Source organism: Pseudomonas sp. GW822-FHT06B12, assembly GCF_058799675.1.
In genome coordinates this window covers 321,395-336,854 of record NZ_JBXALR010000001.1, presented here as the reverse complement: position 1 = coordinate 336,854, position 15,460 = coordinate 321,395, and the positions used below count along the sequence as shown (strand labels likewise).

Genomic DNA, 15,460 nt, shown 5'->3' with positions numbered 1-15,460 from the left:
AGCATGCAGACCACCCTCAGCGAACAGGCCAAACGCCTGCCCCGCGCGGCAGAGGCCGAAAGCATTCTGCGCACCTGCGTGCATTGCGGGTTCTGCAACGCCACCTGCCCGACCTATCAGTTGCTCGGCGATGAACTGGACGGCCCGCGTGGACGCATCTACCTGATCAAGCAAGTCCTCGAAGGCCACCCCGCCACCGCCCAGACCCAATTGCACCTGGATCGCTGCCTGTCGTGCCGCGCCTGCGAAACCACCTGCCCGTCCGGGGTCGACTATCACAACCTGCTGGACATCGGCCGCGCCGTCGTCGATCAGGCAGTGCCGCGCTCGGCGAGTCAGCGCGTGTTGCGCCAGGGCTTGCGGGCGATGGCACCGAATCCCGGACTGTTCAAAGCCTTGTTGCAAATCGGTGCAACCTTCCGGCCGCTGATGCCGCGCGATCTCGAAGCCAAACTGCCGCACGACGTGCCGCCAGCGGGAGAATGGCCAACCACGGTGCATGCGCGAAAAGTGCTGATGCTCGAAGGCTGTGTACAGCCGGGTTTATCGCCAAACACCAACGCCGCCGCAGCGCGGGTGCTGGATCGACTGGGGATCAGCGTCAGCACCGTTAGCCAGGTCGGATGCTGCGGGGCGTTGGACTATCACCTCGACGCTCAGGAACACGGCCTGAATCGCGCCCGCCAGAACATCGACGCCTGGTGGCCAGCGCTGGAAAACGGCGCCGAAGCCATCGTGCAAACCGCCAGCGGCTGCGGTGCGTTCATCAAGGATTACGGGCATTTGCTCAAGACCGATCCAGCCTACGCGACCAAGGCCGAACGGGTCAGCGAGATGAGCAAAGACCTGGTGGAGATCCTGCGCAACGAACCGTTGGAGCGAGTGTGTGCGGCCACCGAACGACGAATCGCCTTTCACTGCCCGTGCACCTTGCAGCACGCGCTAAAACTCGGCGGTGCAGTCGAAGAACTACTGACCCGACTGGGATTCAATCTCACCAGCGTGCCTGACAGCCATCTGTGTTGCGGCTCCGCCGGGACTTACTCATTGACCCAACCGGCGCTCGCCCGGCAACTGCGCGACAACAAGCTCAACGCTCTGGAAAGCGGCCGGCCGGAGCTGATCGTCACCGCCAATATCGGTTGTCAGAGCCACCTCGCCAGCGCTGGACGGACGCAGGTCAGGCACTGGATCGAGCTGGTGGATCAGATGTTGCGCTGAACGCAGCAGTCGTTTGCAGAATGAAGTTCAGAAGAAACTTCGTTTGTCAGCGTCGCCCGTGCCGAACAGAATCGGCCTACTCCACTGTCACTGCGCCGGGATTCGTGTTTATGAGCAACCAGAACTTCGTCAGCCCAGACCTGATCCGCCAACGCTTCTCGCGGGCGATGTCAGACATGTACCGCGAAGAAGTGCCGCTGTACGGCGCCTTGATGGAACTGGTGGCGCAGACCAACACCCAGGTGCTCGACAGCGATCCCGCCATTGCCCGGCAGTTACGCAGTACCGGCGAAATCGAGCGTCTGGACCTGGAACGCCACGGGGCGATCCGCGTCGGCACCGCGCAAGAGCTGGCGACCCTCTGCCGTTTGTTCGCGGTGATGGGCATGCGGCCGGTCGGCTATTACGACCTGACGCCGGCCGGGGTGCCGGTGCATTCCACGGCGTTCCGCGCCGTGCATGAAAGCTCATTGCAGGTCAGCCCGTTCCGGGTCTTCACCTCGCTGCTGCGCCTGGAGCTGATTGAAAACCCCGAGCTGCGCGCCTTTGCCGAATCGGTGCTGGCCAAGCGTTCGATTTTCACCGCACAGGCGCTGGCGCTGATCGAGCAGGCCGAACAACACGGCGGACTCGACGAGCAGCAAGCCGAGGACTTCGTCGAGCAAGCACTGGAAACCTTCCGCTGGCACCACCACGCCACCGTCACCGCCGCGCAGTACCAGCAACTCAGCGCCCAGCATCGGTTGATCGCCGACGTGGTCGCCTTCAAAGGCCCGCACATCAACCACCTGACCCCGCGCACCCTGGACATCGACATCGTGCAGGCGAAGATGCCCGAACACGGCATCACCCCAAAAGCGGTGGTCGAAGGCCCGCCGCGCCGCCAGTGCCCGATTCTGCTGCGCCAGACCAGTTTCAAAGCGCTGGATGAACCCATCGCCTTCACCAATCAACAGCAGGCTCTCGGCAGCCACAGCGCCCGCTTCGGTGAAATCGAACAGCGCGGCGCCGCGCTGACGCCTGAAGGTCGCGCGCTCTACGACCGCCTGCTCAACGCCGCCCGCGATGAACTCAAGGACTTCCCCAACGAAGCCAACGCGGCGCGCTACAACAGCCTGATGGAACAGCATTTCAAGGCATTCCCGGACAGCTACAGCGAGATGCGCGAACAAGGCCTGGCCTACTTCCGCTACTTCGTCACCGAGAAAGGCCTGGCGGCCGATAGCGACGAACTCGGGTCAGCGTCGTTGCAAGACCTGATCAACGCCGAGTACATCCGTGCAGTGCCGCTGGTGTACGAAGACTTTCTACCGGTCAGCGCGGCGGGGATCTTCCAGTCGAACCTGGGTGACGCCGCGCAGACCCACTACGGCGAGCATTCGAATCGGCAGGCGTTTGAACAAGCGCTGGGGCGATCGACTATTGATGAACTGGCGTTGTATGCCGATACGCAACGGAGGTCGATTGAGGAGTGCTGTGCAGCGCTTAATGTGCCGCCACTGAGCTGAGCGGCTGGCCCCACCGAACCCCGCACGCCGGCCCTAAGAGTTGCCTAGGGCAGCAGCACCTGCACAGTAAGAAAAGTCGTTGTCGCACTAGACGGCATGAAAACCGCTTGTGGTGCCACTCATATTGCCAGCCATCCAAAGGGCCCTGTGATTAGCCAGTTGAGACGCCCCTTCAAACATTTACTCAGGAAATACTCCGCACAGTGCATTTCCCTGATAACCATGAACGATAGGCCCTAATACCATAAGAGGGCCGCATGCATAAAATGGAGACTCCCAGGATTGTCCAGCGTGAAGCTTGCACACAGGCAACTTTAATGGAATGGGGAGAATGACAGCCCATAGCGTGATACCACACCACTCTCGCGTGGTCAGGTCGCTGTCTGTTTTCTGGTAGGTCAAGGGGATGCGCTCTTTTTCTTGCTCTGGCATTGATACCACTACCCCGACACAACCGGTGAGATAAATGGATATTGCGGTTACGGCCAGTAGGTTTTTTATAGAGCGCTTAGGGAGCATCAGTGGTTTCATCCGTAAATCCATCAGTAAACAAAGACGACAGTCGACAGGCCTTGTCGAATCACGTTGAGACCGCTCGCAAGGCCGTCAGGGCACAAACTAATCACTGAGATAGGCGGATCATCAGCAGAAACAGGGGCTTCGGACATTTCCTGCACGCTGTAGCGGTTTTGGTGAACTTGTGCCGAATGGGCCAGGCGAATAGCCTTCGTCTGTCGCAGCAAAATCAGTGGCAAGGGTGTGGAAGCCCTTCAAAACATCTAGGTGCACAAGCGCCTATAAATTCAAGCTGGCGCTATTCCTTGATTTAGTTTTAGGAACAAGCCAATGAAAAAGATCACCCCCAATCCCCCTGAATCCCCCTGAATCCCCCAGCCGTTTCCGATCCCATCAGCCACATCTTCACCATCGCCCCCGACATCGACACCGAAACCCTGCTGATCCACACCTCCGAAACCCTCGCCTCGCTCAATGCCATGGCCACTGACCTGGCCTTTGAACTCGAAGGCTCGCGCCGCAACGTGGCGTTGGCCATTCAACAGTTGACCGTGCTGGCCGAGTTGATGGTGAACCGAGCGCTGGAGCACCTCGATACGCCTGATTCGACATCTGGCGTTCGCCACTGAGTGTTCATGCTCGTTTATCCAATGGAGGTACAGCCATGGCTCGCTACATGCCCATCACCGGGATCGACAACAACTTTCACTCGCTGGTTATCGACACCGAAGCACCGCTCGACGTGCTGCACGACACTGCTGCCTACCGCATCAGCGCGGTGACGCAGTTGTTGGAGAACCTCGCCCTGCGTGAGGCGCCCCACAATGACAGCGTGGTTTTGCAGGACTTCGCACGGGTATTGGCGATTCCGCTGCGCGATGGTTGTGATTTGTTGGATGTCATCGGGCGACGATTGCAAGCGCAGGTGTCGGTGCCGTAATGAAGAATGGCGACCCTGGGTTTAATGACGATCAGCCAAGGAAATGCATTCTGTAAAACGAAGCAAGTCCAGTGTGGGAAGAGCCGGGCGACGTTCGTCTGCTCGCGATGACGGTTTTACATTCGGCATCAATGGTTACTGTCATACCGCTATCGCGAGCAGACGAACGTCGCCCGGCTCTTCCCACATTTGATCTTTGCTGTTTCGAACCTTGCGTTCGCTTAACTGACTGGCATTAACCTCCCCCTCACTTCGCCGCACTGACAATGATCTTCCCGATCATCTGCGGGTGCAGCGTGCAGTAGTATTCATAGGTCCCCGGCGTATTGAACTGGTAGGAAAACTGGTCGTTGGTGTCGAGCGCTGCCGAATGGAACACCTTGTGGGTTTCCATCAGCGTATGGACCGTTTGATCGTCGTTGACCCAGGTTACGGTGGTGCCCACCGCTATCGTCACTTCCTTGGGACCAAACATGAATTCCTTGATGTCGATTCTGGTCCCTTCCGCCCACGCCGGTATCGAAACCATCAGGCAACCCAAGGCCAGTACCCGCAGTAAATGCTTCATGTCAGCGCCTCCCCTAAACAAGTGTTGAATCGATCAGTGCCAACGGATGATTGCCCTGCGTCGCCTTGACCTCGGTGATTCCCAGGTAGTTGCGCAGTTGATCGGCCGCTACGGTCATCGGCCCCGGTGCTGGCCCGGCACCGGGTGCGGGTTGCGGGTAAGCCGTGCCGCGTGCGGTGTGGAAGGTGATGTTGCCCTCGACCTTCTGGATAACCTGGTGAATGTGGCCATTGAGCACCGTCACCGAACCGTATTTGCGCAGCATCGCGATGGCTTGATCACCGTCTTCGGTGCCCCAGCCCCACGGCTGATAGATTGTCCACAACGGAATGTGGGTGAACACCACAACTGGTGTGCTGGTGCTCACTGCCTTTAAATCATCCTGCAGCCAGGCCAGTTGCTCGGCACCGAGGGTTGCCTCGTGGCCCGCCTGGAAGTTGAAGACATTGACCAGCGCGATGAAATGCACGCCATGGTCATCGAAGCTGTACCAGCCGTTGCCTTTGGTGCCTTTGCCATAGCGTTCGAGGTAGAGCTTGCCGCCACCTTCATCGAGGGTGTCGTGCTCGCCCGGAATGTAGTGCACGGTTGAAGGCAGGCCTTTGAGCATAGACGCGGCAGTATCGAATTCCTCCGGTTTGGAGAGGTGGGTGATGTCCCCGGTGTGGAGGATCAACGAAGGCCTTTTCGGCAGCGCGATAACTTTGTCGATGGCGACCTGCAGGGTCTTCAGCGGTTCGGGATTGGCTTCCTTGTTGAAACCGATGTGCGAGTCGCTGATTTGTACGAAGTGAAAAGTGCTGTCCAGCGCTTTCGGGTCCGATACGGTGCCATCGTCACTCAGGGCAAACGCTCGCGGTATACCGCCACTCAACGCCCAGATAACGCCGGCGCCAGCCCATGCCGAGCATTTGAGCAGGTTCCTGCGGTCGGGGTCCAAGGGGCCGTCTGTACGCTTTTCATATGATGTCGAACGAATGTTCATGGGAACGCCCTCGTAGCGGTCTACATTGATGAACTGACACGATGTACAACCGAGCGGGTCGAGGATTTATTCCAGGCAAAAAAATATTTTTTGTTTCGGGAATAAAACGCAACGCATCCGGGTTATAGGGGGCAAAGGCTGGAGCCACTATGAAGCGATTTGAGGAGCTGTTTGCGCCACATATGGATGCGGCTTATAACCTCGCACGCTGGCTCACCGGCAGTGACAGCGCGGCACATGATGTGGTGCAGGAAAGTGCGCTCAAGGCGTTCAGGTTTCTGCATCGTTTCGCGGACGGCAACGCCAGGGCCTGGTTCCTGACGATCGTACGCAACGAGAGTTACAACTGGCTCAAGGGCTCGACCGGTCATCGTTGGGTCGCCATCGACGATGAGATCTCGCAAGACAATCTTGCCTTGAGCCACAGCCAGACACCGGAACTGCTCGCCATGCAGGCGGAGGACGCCACACGGATTCAGCAGGCACTGCGCGCCCTGCCCCCGGTCTTCCGTGAAATGATCGTCCTCAAGGAGTTGGAAGACATGCCCTACAAGGACATCGCGAAGGTGGTCGACATTCCTCTGGGAACCGTCATGTCCCGACTGGCCCGCGCCCGCGCCATGCTCAAGCTGGAACTACTGAAGTTGCAAGGCCATGAATGAGATCAATTGCACGGTCTGCCACGAATTGATTCATGGCTACCTGGACCATGAACTGGACGCTGCGAGCGCAACGAACGTTGCCGAGCACCTGTCGCAATGCGCCGACTGCCAACGCGTGCATGACGAAGCGCAACGGTTGATCGCCAGCGTCAAGACCTATGCGCCTTATTACGCGGCGCCCGACGCACTGATTCAACAGGTCTTCGCCAATCCCCCGTCACCTACTTCTCCCTGGCGAGCCCTGAGAGACGCCGCACAAAAGTGGCTGGCACCGGCGTTTTCCGCGGTCGCGCTGGCCATGGCACTGGTGTTGTATGTGGCCACGCCTTCGCCTGAGCAACCCTGGCTGGACGAAGCGGTGTCCAACCATGTGCGTTCGCTGATGGCCCAACACTTGAACGATGTCGTGTCCTCCGACCGGCACACGGTCAAGCCATGGTTTACCGGCAAGCTGGACTTTTCGCCGCCGGTGTTCGACTTCTCGGCACAGGGTTTCCCTTTACTCGGCGGGCGACTGGATTACCTGCAACACCAGACAACCGCGGCGCTGTCTTACGGGCGGGCGAAACACATCATCAACGTGTTCATTCTGCCAACGGCAGCAACCGATACGCCTAGGCTTAGTCAGTCCATCCGCGGCTACAACGTGGTCGCCTGGCAAGACCATCACATGCGTTTTATCGTGATATCCGATCTGGAAAAAACCGAGCTGGAAGTCTTCAGCCAGTTGCTTGAGCAGCGTGTTTTTTAACGAGGGGCGTAACTTGAAGGCCATCGGCCCTGAGACGCGCGGTGAAATGTTGTTTATCGCGCTTGGTGAAAGGTGTTCGCCCAGTGTATTGGCCTGGCAATCCATGCACCGGTAAAGAGCCCCGACACTGGGCGAACGGGGGGATTTTAATGCAACGAAAACGATCTGTCCGTTCAAAAATTCTGAATTAATCTGGACATACTGTTTCAGCGCAATGTTTTGAAATGAAAAAAAACGAACCAGTTCGGTCAAATTCACTTCCCCGCTGCACCGAGGGAGCTTAGACGCAGATCAGCACGTGGGCTGAAAACATTCGCACCTAAGGCTCAACACTGCGGCGCACGCCTCAATACCCGGTCATTTCCAGATACCCGTTGCCGGCATCACTGCCGCTCAACTGTACCGGCCCCTCCCAGTAGGGAATGCGCAAATCCATCCAGGCCTTGGGGTTCAATGCGCTGCTGGTGATGTCCAGGCCTTTGCCCGGCACCTTGATCGACCAGCGCGTCGGCAAACTCCGCCCGGCCACCTCGGAAGACGCCAACGGCGTGAGGCTGATCTCGTCCCGCGACAGTTGCACAGCGCTGCCGTCCGGGTTGATCCAGGTGCCGGTCAAGTACGCCGCCCCGTCCTTCTGCCGCACCCGAAACAGCATCAACTGCACGCCACTGTCCAGGTGCAGGGAAAACCAGTCCCAACCGGTCTGGTTGGCCCTCAATGGTTGGCTGCTCCACTCACGGTCGAGCCATGCCGGGCCGCTGACCTGATACGTCGCGCCATCGATTTCCAGGCTGCCGCTGGCCTGGAAGAACGGCTGGCTGTAGTAGTACGACGCCTGGCCCTGGCCCTGTTCGGATTTTTGACTGAAGCCCTGCTCGCCTTGCAGCACCACTGGCCGACTGGAGTTGAGTCGCAGTCGATAGTTGAAGCCTTTGCCACTGGCCTGCACGTGCATTTCTGCCAGCGGGTTCGCCGTATCGGTTTGAGTGCTCAGGCGCCAGTCATCGATCCACGCCGCAAACGGTACATTCTGAACCCCGGCCTGACCGATGCCACCGCGGGCATAACGTTCTGCGGCATGGTGAACGGTCGCCGAGGTCACCGCCGCGTGGCCAAGCCAGATGATCTGGCTGGCCCAGCCGGGCTGCTCGGGCCCGGCCTTCAGGGCATTGCGAAACAGTGTCCACTGCACGCCGAATTCCCGGCCCTGCGGGTCCTTGAGGTTGGCGGTGATGTACCACCATTCGACGCGGTAACCGTCATGCGCACCGTGATCCGCCGGGAAGCTGAATACCCGGCCCGGCGTTACCTGCTTGAACGCCGCCGCGTCGCTGCCCAGTCCGGCGAAGCTCTCGCTGGTTTTCGACGAGTCGTCACAACTGGTCAATGTCAGCAACAGCACGGCCAGCAACAGCGCGCCGACCGCCCGGTTAATCCTCATGGGCAAAGCTCCTCAGCAGATCCGCCGGTTGCGTGCGATAGAGCTTGAACAGCGGCCACGCCGATGCCAGCAACGTCGCCAGCATCGCCAGCCCCATCAGTTGCGCGAGTTGCAACGGGAACACCCGCAACGGCAGACGCCAGCCAAACGCCTGAACGTTGATCACCGTGTCCAGGCACCAGGCCAGCGCCAGCCCCAGAGGCAACGCCACCACCAGCGTGAGCAGCGCCAGCAACCAGGTCTGTCCGAGGTTGAGCAACATCAATTGCCGGCGCGTCACACCCAACGCCCACAAAGGCGCCAACTGCCCGAGACGGCTCTGACTCTGGGTCAGCAAGCTGATGAACAGCGCCACACCAGCCACGCCGAGGGTCAGGCTGTTGAGCGCCGCAGTCGCCGCGAAGGTCCGTTCGAACACCTGCGTCGACCAGCCCTTGAGTCGGGCCTGATCGACGATGCGACTGTCGTCCAGGGCAAAACGCGTCTGTAGCGCCGTCAGCAACAGTGGAATTTGTGCCGGTTCGATCCGCAGGTTGAAACGGCTCGGCGTCAGTTGCGGCCAATATCGCAGCAAATGTTCGGCGTTGACCAACAGATGCCCCTTGGGGTTGCCGTAGTCGGCATAGATCCCGATCAACTGCGGTGACCACGTGCCTTGAGGTGTGGGGATATCCAGGTGGTCACCAAGCCGCAGCTTGAGTCGACGGGCCAGTTGTTCGCTGAGCATCAGCGTGTCGTGCGCCGCCAACTGATCCCAGGGATGCTCGCCCAGCGCTTCAAGCAACGGCCAATGCTCGCGATAAGTCGCATGATCGATCACCCCGTAAAGGTCCGCCGGCCAGCCCTGCAACGACACTGCGACCTGCCAGCTTGGCAGCACCGCGCTGAGCTTTTGTTGCGCCAGCCACTGTTGCAACGCGGTGGCCTGCGCCGGATTCTGCGGATTGATGTAAAGCTCGGCGGTCAGCCGTTGCTCCAACCAGTCACTGAACGTCTGGCGAAAACCTGCGGTCATGCTGCCGGCACCAATGTTGGCCGCCAGCGCCAGGAGCAGCGCCATCAAGGCCAGACTCAGGGCGGGCAATTGCTGACGGCAATCGGCGAGAAACCATTGCCCCAGCACCGAACGACTGCGCCGCAGTACCAGGTTCAGCACAGCATTGAGCAGCACCGGCAAACTCAGCGCCGCACCGAGCAACAGCGCAGCCATCAGCACAAAACCGCTGGCCAGACTGTCTCCCCACGTTAACGCGATCAGGCCAATCACAGCGGCAACAGCCGCGACCCAGCCCTGACGCCGCAACCAGCGTGCGTGAGCCTGATGCCAGGCTTGCGGGTTGGCCAATGCCAGCAGCGGCAGTCGCGCCGCCCGCAGCAAACTATTGGCACCGGCCAGCAGTGCGCCGAGCAGACTCAAACCGAGCCCGCTGAACCACCACAGCGGGCTGAGGCTCAACTGCCCCGCCACTTCCGCGCCGTACAACCCGCGCAGGCTGGCGGCAACGTCCGGCAACAGCAGACTGGCCAACAGGTAACCGCTGGCCACCCCGACCATCCCGCCGAGCAGCGCCAACCCACCCAATTCCAGGCTCAGACAGAGGATCAGCATCCGCGCGCTGACCCCGCAAGCGCGCAGGGTTCTGAATAGCCCGCGGCGTTGCTCCAGCGCCAGGCCGATGGCGGCGTGGACGATGAACAGACCGACCACGAACGACAGAAACCCCAGCGCATCAAGGTTCAGATGAAAGCTTTCGGTAAGCCGCGCCAGATTGTTCTCCTCGCCGCTGCGCTTGAACTGCAACTGACCGGCTAACTCCGTGGGTAGCTGGGGCTCGGTGGCGGCGAAGTCCCTGGGCAACAACAGGCGCGACAGCTGTTCCGGCAAGCCCAACACCTGCTGGGCAAAGCCGATATCCACCAGCAATACACCGGGGGCCATATCGACCTGACTGTGCAACGGCGGCAAGGTCTGCCCGTTGAGGTTTTGCGGTTGATCGCCCTCGCGCAAACCGAGCGCCTGTAACGTTGCCGGGGCAATCCAGGTACGGCCCGGCGGGACGACAAACTCGACCCTCTGCGCCAGGTCCAGGCGTTGTCCGGCCAGCGCCGAGCCGGTCGGCAACGACAACGGCTCGATGCCCATCAGTTGCAAACGCTGGTCTTCATGGCCCTTGAGCTGGATTCGCGCCTGCAACAGCGGCGATACCGGCCAACCGGCCCGACGCAGGTTGACGAACAGCGCCTGTGAAAAGGTCGCGCCATTCGGTGCACTCAGACTGGCCTGGGGTTCGCCGCCAATCAGTTGACTGGCTCGGGCGTAACTTTCTCGCGCCTGACTGTTCAGCGCCTGCACCCCGGTCAACAGGCTGGTGGCCAGCCAGAGCCCGGTCAGCACACTGAAAAACTGCACCGGGTGCTGACGCCAATGGCTGAGCAGCGCTCGCAAGGTTTCACGCAGAACGCCCATCTCAGCGTTGGCCTGCGTCAACCAAACGTCCGCCGTGCAATATCACTTTTTCTGCCAGTCGTGCCGCGACCCGTTGACTGTGCGTGACCATCAACAGACTGGTGGGGCTGTCATCGAGCAGTTCCAGCAATAAGTCGAGCACCTCATCGCTGGTGTGTTCATCGAGACTGCCGGTCGGCTCATCGGCCAACAGCAGACGCGGGCGTGACGCCAACGCTCGCCCCAAGGCAACCCGTTGTTGCTGGCCGCCAGACAACTGCTCCGGATAACGCTGCAGCAAATCCCCCAGCCCCAGCCGCGCCACCAGTTGCGCCTGCCAACGCAGGTCATAGCGCCCGGCCAGACGTGCCTGAAATGCCAGATTGTCCTCGACCTGCAGGCTCCCGATCAGGTTGTACTGCTGAAACACGAGACCAATTTCAGTGCGCCGCCAATTCGCCAGCTGCCCTTCGCTCATCTGCTCGAGACGCTGATCGCCCATGCGGATGCTGCCGCGATCAACCTTGTCGAGCCCGGCAATCAAGTGCAGCAAGGTGCTCTTGCCACTGCCCGACTCACCCATCAGCGCCAGGCTGCTGCCTTGCGTCAGTTGCAAGTCGACACCTTGCAACACCGCCAACGGACCTTGCGGAGTGGCGTAGCTCTTGAACACGCCGTGCACTTCAAGCATGGGAACGCTCGTTCGACAGAAGGTCAGATCAAGGATAGCGGACAGGATGGAACTCCCATGCCTCCCCCTCGCGTAGGAGCTGCCGAAGACTGCGATCTTTCGATCTTCCGGCAATCCGAAAAAGATCGCAGCCTGCGGCAGCTCCTACGGATGCGCTGGTGTTGAGATGCGAGTTAGTGACTGGCCATTTTTTGGCAATAGCAGCACGCACTTAAAGCGCAGGAAATGCCATCTAACGTGCAAAAGCGTCAAAAAACAGATGACTCAAAAATGACACACCTACATCTGTCAACCCTTGTAACTCAAGCCTTACGACCGTTTATCGCTTTCTTTACAGCGTCTGAAACGCCTCAACCACAGGCAGAGCCGCTGTCTGACGGCACTTGATGGCGGATCGCCTAACTCCTGACCATTTTTCAACATGAGGAACATGTCAGTTTGCTGACATGGTTGGTCCACGCTGGGCTATACCCCGACATAGCAGAAAGCTTCTTTCAGCGCTGAAACGGGAACAGATAATGACTGATCGATCAGAGAGGATCTCCTGGATGAGTGGCGTGCTAGTGAGAGTCGATTGGACGTCCAGGCCGAAGTGAGTCTAGGGCTGGAGATTATGTGATCGCGGATTACCGTCGTGGCAAGACGGTTGTGGAGAGCCTGCGAAGCGCCTACTGCTGCAGATAAGCGCTTACAAGATTTTATGAGATTGGCTGTGTCACGGCTGGCGGCTCATATTCCGCATTGACCTCCAATGGGGTGAATTCGATGAAGATGTATTTGAGCAAAATTGGCAAAGACGCCTGGGGCGCGCTCCTTGCAGTCTGTTCTGTTGGCTTGGCGGCCTGCTCCTCGCCGGCTGAGAAGGCCAGCAAGTATTACGAGAAGGGGCTGGCGCTGATGGTTCAGGGCGACTTGCTCAAGGCTCTGGCACTAGGAGAGCTGCCAATGTGGTGCGAATCATCGAAGCTGCGGTGCACCGCTGATGGATCATTCAACGCTGATACGTTAATTAATAATTATATTTTCATTGCCTTTTTATTGTTTGATAGATAAGCGTTTTGGATTCTCAGTTTAATGAGGTCTAATGATGATATTCGAACCCAGCAGTAGCCGCTCCATACTCCAGCGACGAAGCAGTACCAGTAACGCTATTCAGGCCGGTCTCGATTTTGTTGCTGTGATCGGTGTCGCATGGTATTTGATCGATTATCATATCGGCGTTATAACGCAGGCTTATGTCATCATGCTCCTGTTGCTGCTTGGGGCGCTGGCCGTGGTGTACGACCATTATGCTATTTACCGAAGCAATGTTGGATTTACCGTCAAAGCATTTAAGCTTTTAAAGGCCTGGCTTGCCGCTTTTGGCTTTCTCGTTGTCATGGCCTTTCTGACCAGACAAAGTGAACAGTACTCGCGCCTATTGGTTGCGCAGTTATTTATTGTTGGATATTTCGCTCAGTTGCTTTTGCACCTGGCGACACTCGAAGTGCAGAAGAAACTCTTGACCCACCCGAATCAATTGGAAGCCGCTCTTATTATTGGCTCGGGGGAGCTGGCGAGCTTCCTTCACCAGAAAATAAGCAATAATCCCTGGCTGGGTGAACGGGTGGTCGGTTGTGTGTTGATTGAGGCGGGCGATGATCGGGGGAAGCAGGGCTCAGAAAGCACGCAACGTTTGTCGATACTGGGTAATATCTCCGACCTTGATGGGTTAATCGTGCGACATTCCATTCGTACCGTATATTTCGTTACACCTCTGGATGGCTCGGAGGTCATTAAGGATGTTTACTTAAAGCTACTTGATAAGCACATTGCTATTAATTGGGTGCCTGACATTTTTTCACTGCGTTTGATCAATCACAGCGTTCGTGAAATTGCCGGTATTCCCGTGCTGACTTTGTCTGAAACTCCGCTGATGGGGATGCGCCTGTTTCTGAAGAATTTCGAGGACAAAGTCTTGGCTTTTCTCATCTTGCTTCTTGCGGCTCCATTGCTGGTGGCTATAGCGATTGCCATCAAGGTCGATAGCCCTGGACCGGTGTTCTTTCGACAGGAGCGCATGGGGTGGAGTGGAGTTTTTCGTATCTGGAAGTTCAGAAGCATGGTCGTCCATCAACTGGAAGACGGCATCGTCAAGCAGGCAGAAAAGAATGATCCGCGCAAGACCAGGGTTGGAGCCTTTATTCGGCGAACTAGCCTGGATGAGCTACCACAGTTGTTCAACGTTTTGATGGGGGAAATGTCTCTGGTGGGGCCTCGCCCGCATGCTATTCAGCATGATGCACAGTACTCGCATGGCATCGCAGACTACTTTGCGCGTCACAATATCAAGCCAGGCATCACAGGCCTGGCTCAGGTGCGTGGTTTTCGCGGTGAAACGAGAGATATAGAGCAGATGATTCAGCGTGTTGAGTCTGACATTGAGTACATCAACAACTGGTCGCTCTGGCTCGATTTCGTCATTCTTCTGCGAACTCTGTTTGCCTTCACCGGCAAGCGAGCCTATTAGCCAGTCTTGCAAGCGACCCATAAACCACACAAGGCAAGTTAAAAAGAGTGCCGGAAATGAAAGCGTATTTAGCGGTGCCGATCCGAAAACTCATATCTCCCTCAATACGATTTGAGCTAAGAAAAACTGCAGCCTGGCTGCGAGACATACTTGGGCGAGCCTGTTTCTGGCGCTGGGAGATTGTCAGATTCAAGCTGCGCAAAGACAGTCCTTACGACATCCTCTATGTGGGAAGGAGAACACAGCGGGAGATGGCCAAGATTCTCATGGGGGTGGAGTCTCCTGTGGCCGACAGCAAATCGGAATCGGATAAATCGAACCGTACGGTTCTGGTCAGTGAAATGCCAACCTTGGGCGCATTGTATGTGCCTCACTTTCTGAGTGCTATCGTGCCGCTGGGTCGCCCCATTGACGATATCACGGCGGGATACGATAGTAAGTTACGTCGAAACATACGCAAGAACCAGTCGCGCTACCGAATGAAGCAGGCGCTGACGGATGACGAAATTGAAAGAGCCGACAGGGAAATGCTTCAACCCTATGCCATCGCAAGGCATGGCACCGCCGCCTCGCAACTTTCCCCACATGAAGTGTTAAGGATAGCAAAGACTTTCGGCCGGCTCGATCTAATACTGTTGGAAGACGAAATTGTTGCATGCCAACTTGCGTGCGTAATTACTCGGGCCGGAAAGCGCTACTGGAGCATGATACGTGCTGGCTATCCTGAGGCGGTTTTTTCAGATGCCAAAAGGCTGAATGAAGTCAACTCAATCACTACATTTATGGAGCTTGAGTGGGCCATAAACAATGGCTTTGACTATTATGACATCGGTACTTGCCTGGCCCGTCCAGACGACGGACTTCTCGAATGGAAAAGAAGACGTGGCGGTGATGTTGATACGCTGGGTAACCACGCTTATATGTTTGTCCGACTACCCAAGGTGGGTGCAGCCCAACTCCTTTGGCATACACCGTTATTTGCTGTCGAGGGGAAAAAACTGACACTTCATCTTGGCTTGCCGGACGGGCAAAACGATGAGGAAGTGGCGACTCGCTATATTAACATGGGGTTTGGCGGGCTATACAAAATTTATCTCTACTGCGCGAAGAGCCCAAGCGAACTTCTTCTCGACAGGTTACGTAGTCGTTATGCTCATTTGAAGTCCCCGCCCATTGTGGAGAGGATTATATCTACCTGAGCAGCTTTCTGATGTTAAAAATG

15 protein-coding genes are annotated in these 15,460 nt (G+C 57.7%); 9 read left to right on the top strand and 6 right to left on the bottom strand.

All coding sequences use genetic code 11. The features are described 5' to 3' along the window. The first annotated feature begins 3 nt into the window (after positions 1 to 3). Positions 4 to 1,221 (top strand): glycolate oxidase subunit GlcF, encoded by a 1,218-nt coding sequence (glcF, locus tag AC1RKH_RS01640; protein WP_493060828.1) that lies wholly within the window; start codon positions 4 to 6, stop codon positions 1,219 to 1,221. Between the two features lie 110 nt (positions 1,222 to 1,331). Beyond that, positions 1,332 to 2,729: a 2-oxoadipate dioxygenase/decarboxylase HglS gene (gene hglS / locus AC1RKH_RS01635; RefSeq protein ID WP_493060827.1), complete on the top strand. Its 1,398-nt coding sequence runs from the start codon at positions 1,332 to 1,334 to the stop codon at positions 2,727 to 2,729. A 180-nt stretch (positions 2,730 to 2,909) separates the two neighbouring features. Here the strand turns inward: hglS and AC1RKH_RS01630 are convergent, their stop codons facing one another. Beyond that, on the bottom strand, positions 2,910 to 3,260 hold the full coding sequence (locus tag AC1RKH_RS01630) for a hypothetical protein (protein WP_493060826.1): 351 nt from the start codon (positions 3,258 to 3,260) through the stop codon (positions 2,910 to 2,912). A gap of 344 nt (positions 3,261 to 3,604) precedes the next feature. Here AC1RKH_RS01630 and AC1RKH_RS01625 point away from each other — a divergent pair, with 344 nt between their 5' ends. Both AC1RKH_RS01625 and AC1RKH_RS01620 read left to right on the top strand, forming a co-directional pair. Next, positions 3,605 to 3,874 carry a DUF6124 family protein gene (locus tag AC1RKH_RS01625; RefSeq protein WP_493061365.1) on the top strand — a complete coding sequence of 90 codons (270 nt, stop codon included), beginning with the start codon at positions 3,605 to 3,607 and terminating at the stop codon, positions 3,872 to 3,874. 35 nt (positions 3,875 to 3,909) lie between these two features. After that, positions 3,910 to 4,185 carry a hypothetical protein gene (locus AC1RKH_RS01620; RefSeq protein ID WP_493060825.1) on the top strand — a complete coding sequence of 92 codons (276 nt, stop codon included), beginning with the start codon at positions 3,910 to 3,912 and terminating at the stop codon, positions 4,183 to 4,185. 247 nt (positions 4,186 to 4,432) lie between these two features. Here the strand turns inward: AC1RKH_RS01620 and AC1RKH_RS01615 are convergent, their stop codons facing one another. Both AC1RKH_RS01615 and AC1RKH_RS01610 read right to left on the bottom strand, forming a co-directional pair. Beyond that, positions 4,433 to 4,753, bottom strand: a complete 321-nt coding sequence (locus tag AC1RKH_RS01615; protein ID WP_123425424.1) for a cupredoxin domain-containing protein — start codon at positions 4,751 to 4,753, stop codon at positions 4,433 to 4,435. 13 nt (positions 4,754 to 4,766) lie between these two features. After that, complete coding sequence (locus AC1RKH_RS01610; protein WP_493060824.1) at positions 4,767 to 5,738, bottom strand: metallophosphoesterase family protein; 972 nt, start codon at positions 5,736 to 5,738, stop codon at positions 4,767 to 4,769. 149 nt (positions 5,739 to 5,887) lie between these two features. Here AC1RKH_RS01610 and AC1RKH_RS01605 point away from each other — a divergent pair, with 149 nt between their 5' ends. Next, complete coding sequence (locus AC1RKH_RS01605) at positions 5,888 to 6,400, top strand: sigma-70 family RNA polymerase sigma factor (RefSeq protein ID WP_123425426.1); 513 nt, start codon at positions 5,888 to 5,890, stop codon at positions 6,398 to 6,400. Continuing rightward, positions 6,393 to 7,151, top strand: a complete 759-nt coding sequence (locus AC1RKH_RS01600; protein ID WP_493060823.1) for an anti-sigma factor family protein — start codon at positions 6,393 to 6,395, stop codon at positions 7,149 to 7,151. The genes AC1RKH_RS01605 and AC1RKH_RS01600 overlap by 8 nt, the downstream gene beginning before the upstream one ends. A 346-nt stretch (positions 7,152 to 7,497) precedes the next feature. Here the strand turns inward: AC1RKH_RS01600 and AC1RKH_RS01595 are convergent, their stop codons facing one another. Genes AC1RKH_RS01595 through AC1RKH_RS01585 form a run of 3 tightly spaced genes read right to left on the bottom strand, consistent with a single transcriptional unit; the run spans position 7,498 to position 11,729 of the window. Beyond that, on the bottom strand, positions 7,498 to 8,592 hold the full coding sequence (locus tag AC1RKH_RS01595) for a lipocalin-like domain-containing protein (protein WP_493060822.1): 1,095 nt from the start codon (positions 8,590 to 8,592) through the stop codon (positions 7,498 to 7,500). Further along, positions 8,582 to 11,059: an ABC transporter permease gene (locus AC1RKH_RS01590; protein ID WP_493061364.1), complete on the bottom strand. Its 2,478-nt coding sequence runs from the start codon at positions 11,057 to 11,059 to the stop codon at positions 8,582 to 8,584. The genes AC1RKH_RS01595 and AC1RKH_RS01590 overlap by 11 nt, the downstream gene beginning before the upstream one ends. Before the next feature lies 1 nt (position 11,060). Next, positions 11,061 to 11,729 (bottom strand): ABC transporter ATP-binding protein, encoded by a 669-nt coding sequence (locus AC1RKH_RS01585; protein ID WP_493060821.1) that lies wholly within the window; start codon positions 11,727 to 11,729, stop codon positions 11,061 to 11,063. 765 nt (positions 11,730 to 12,494) lie between these two features. On the opposite strand from AC1RKH_RS01585, the gene AC1RKH_RS01580 reads away from it, so the two are divergent. From AC1RKH_RS01580 to AC1RKH_RS01570, 3 genes are read left to right on the top strand one after another with little or no spacing between them, the layout of a single operon-like run. Further along, complete coding sequence (locus AC1RKH_RS01580) at positions 12,495 to 12,782, top strand: hypothetical protein (RefSeq protein WP_493060820.1); 288 nt, start codon at positions 12,495 to 12,497, stop codon at positions 12,780 to 12,782. 34 nt (positions 12,783 to 12,816) lie between these two features. Next, complete coding sequence (locus AC1RKH_RS01575; RefSeq protein WP_493061363.1) at positions 12,817 to 14,238, top strand: undecaprenyl-phosphate glucose phosphotransferase; 1,422 nt, start codon at positions 12,817 to 12,819, stop codon at positions 14,236 to 14,238. 56 nt (positions 14,239 to 14,294) lie between these two features. Then, on the top strand, positions 14,295 to 15,437 hold the full coding sequence (locus AC1RKH_RS01570) for a GNAT family N-acetyltransferase (protein WP_493060819.1): 1,143 nt from the start codon (positions 14,295 to 14,297) through the stop codon (positions 15,435 to 15,437). The last annotated feature ends 23 nt before the right edge of the window (positions 15,438 to 15,460 follow it).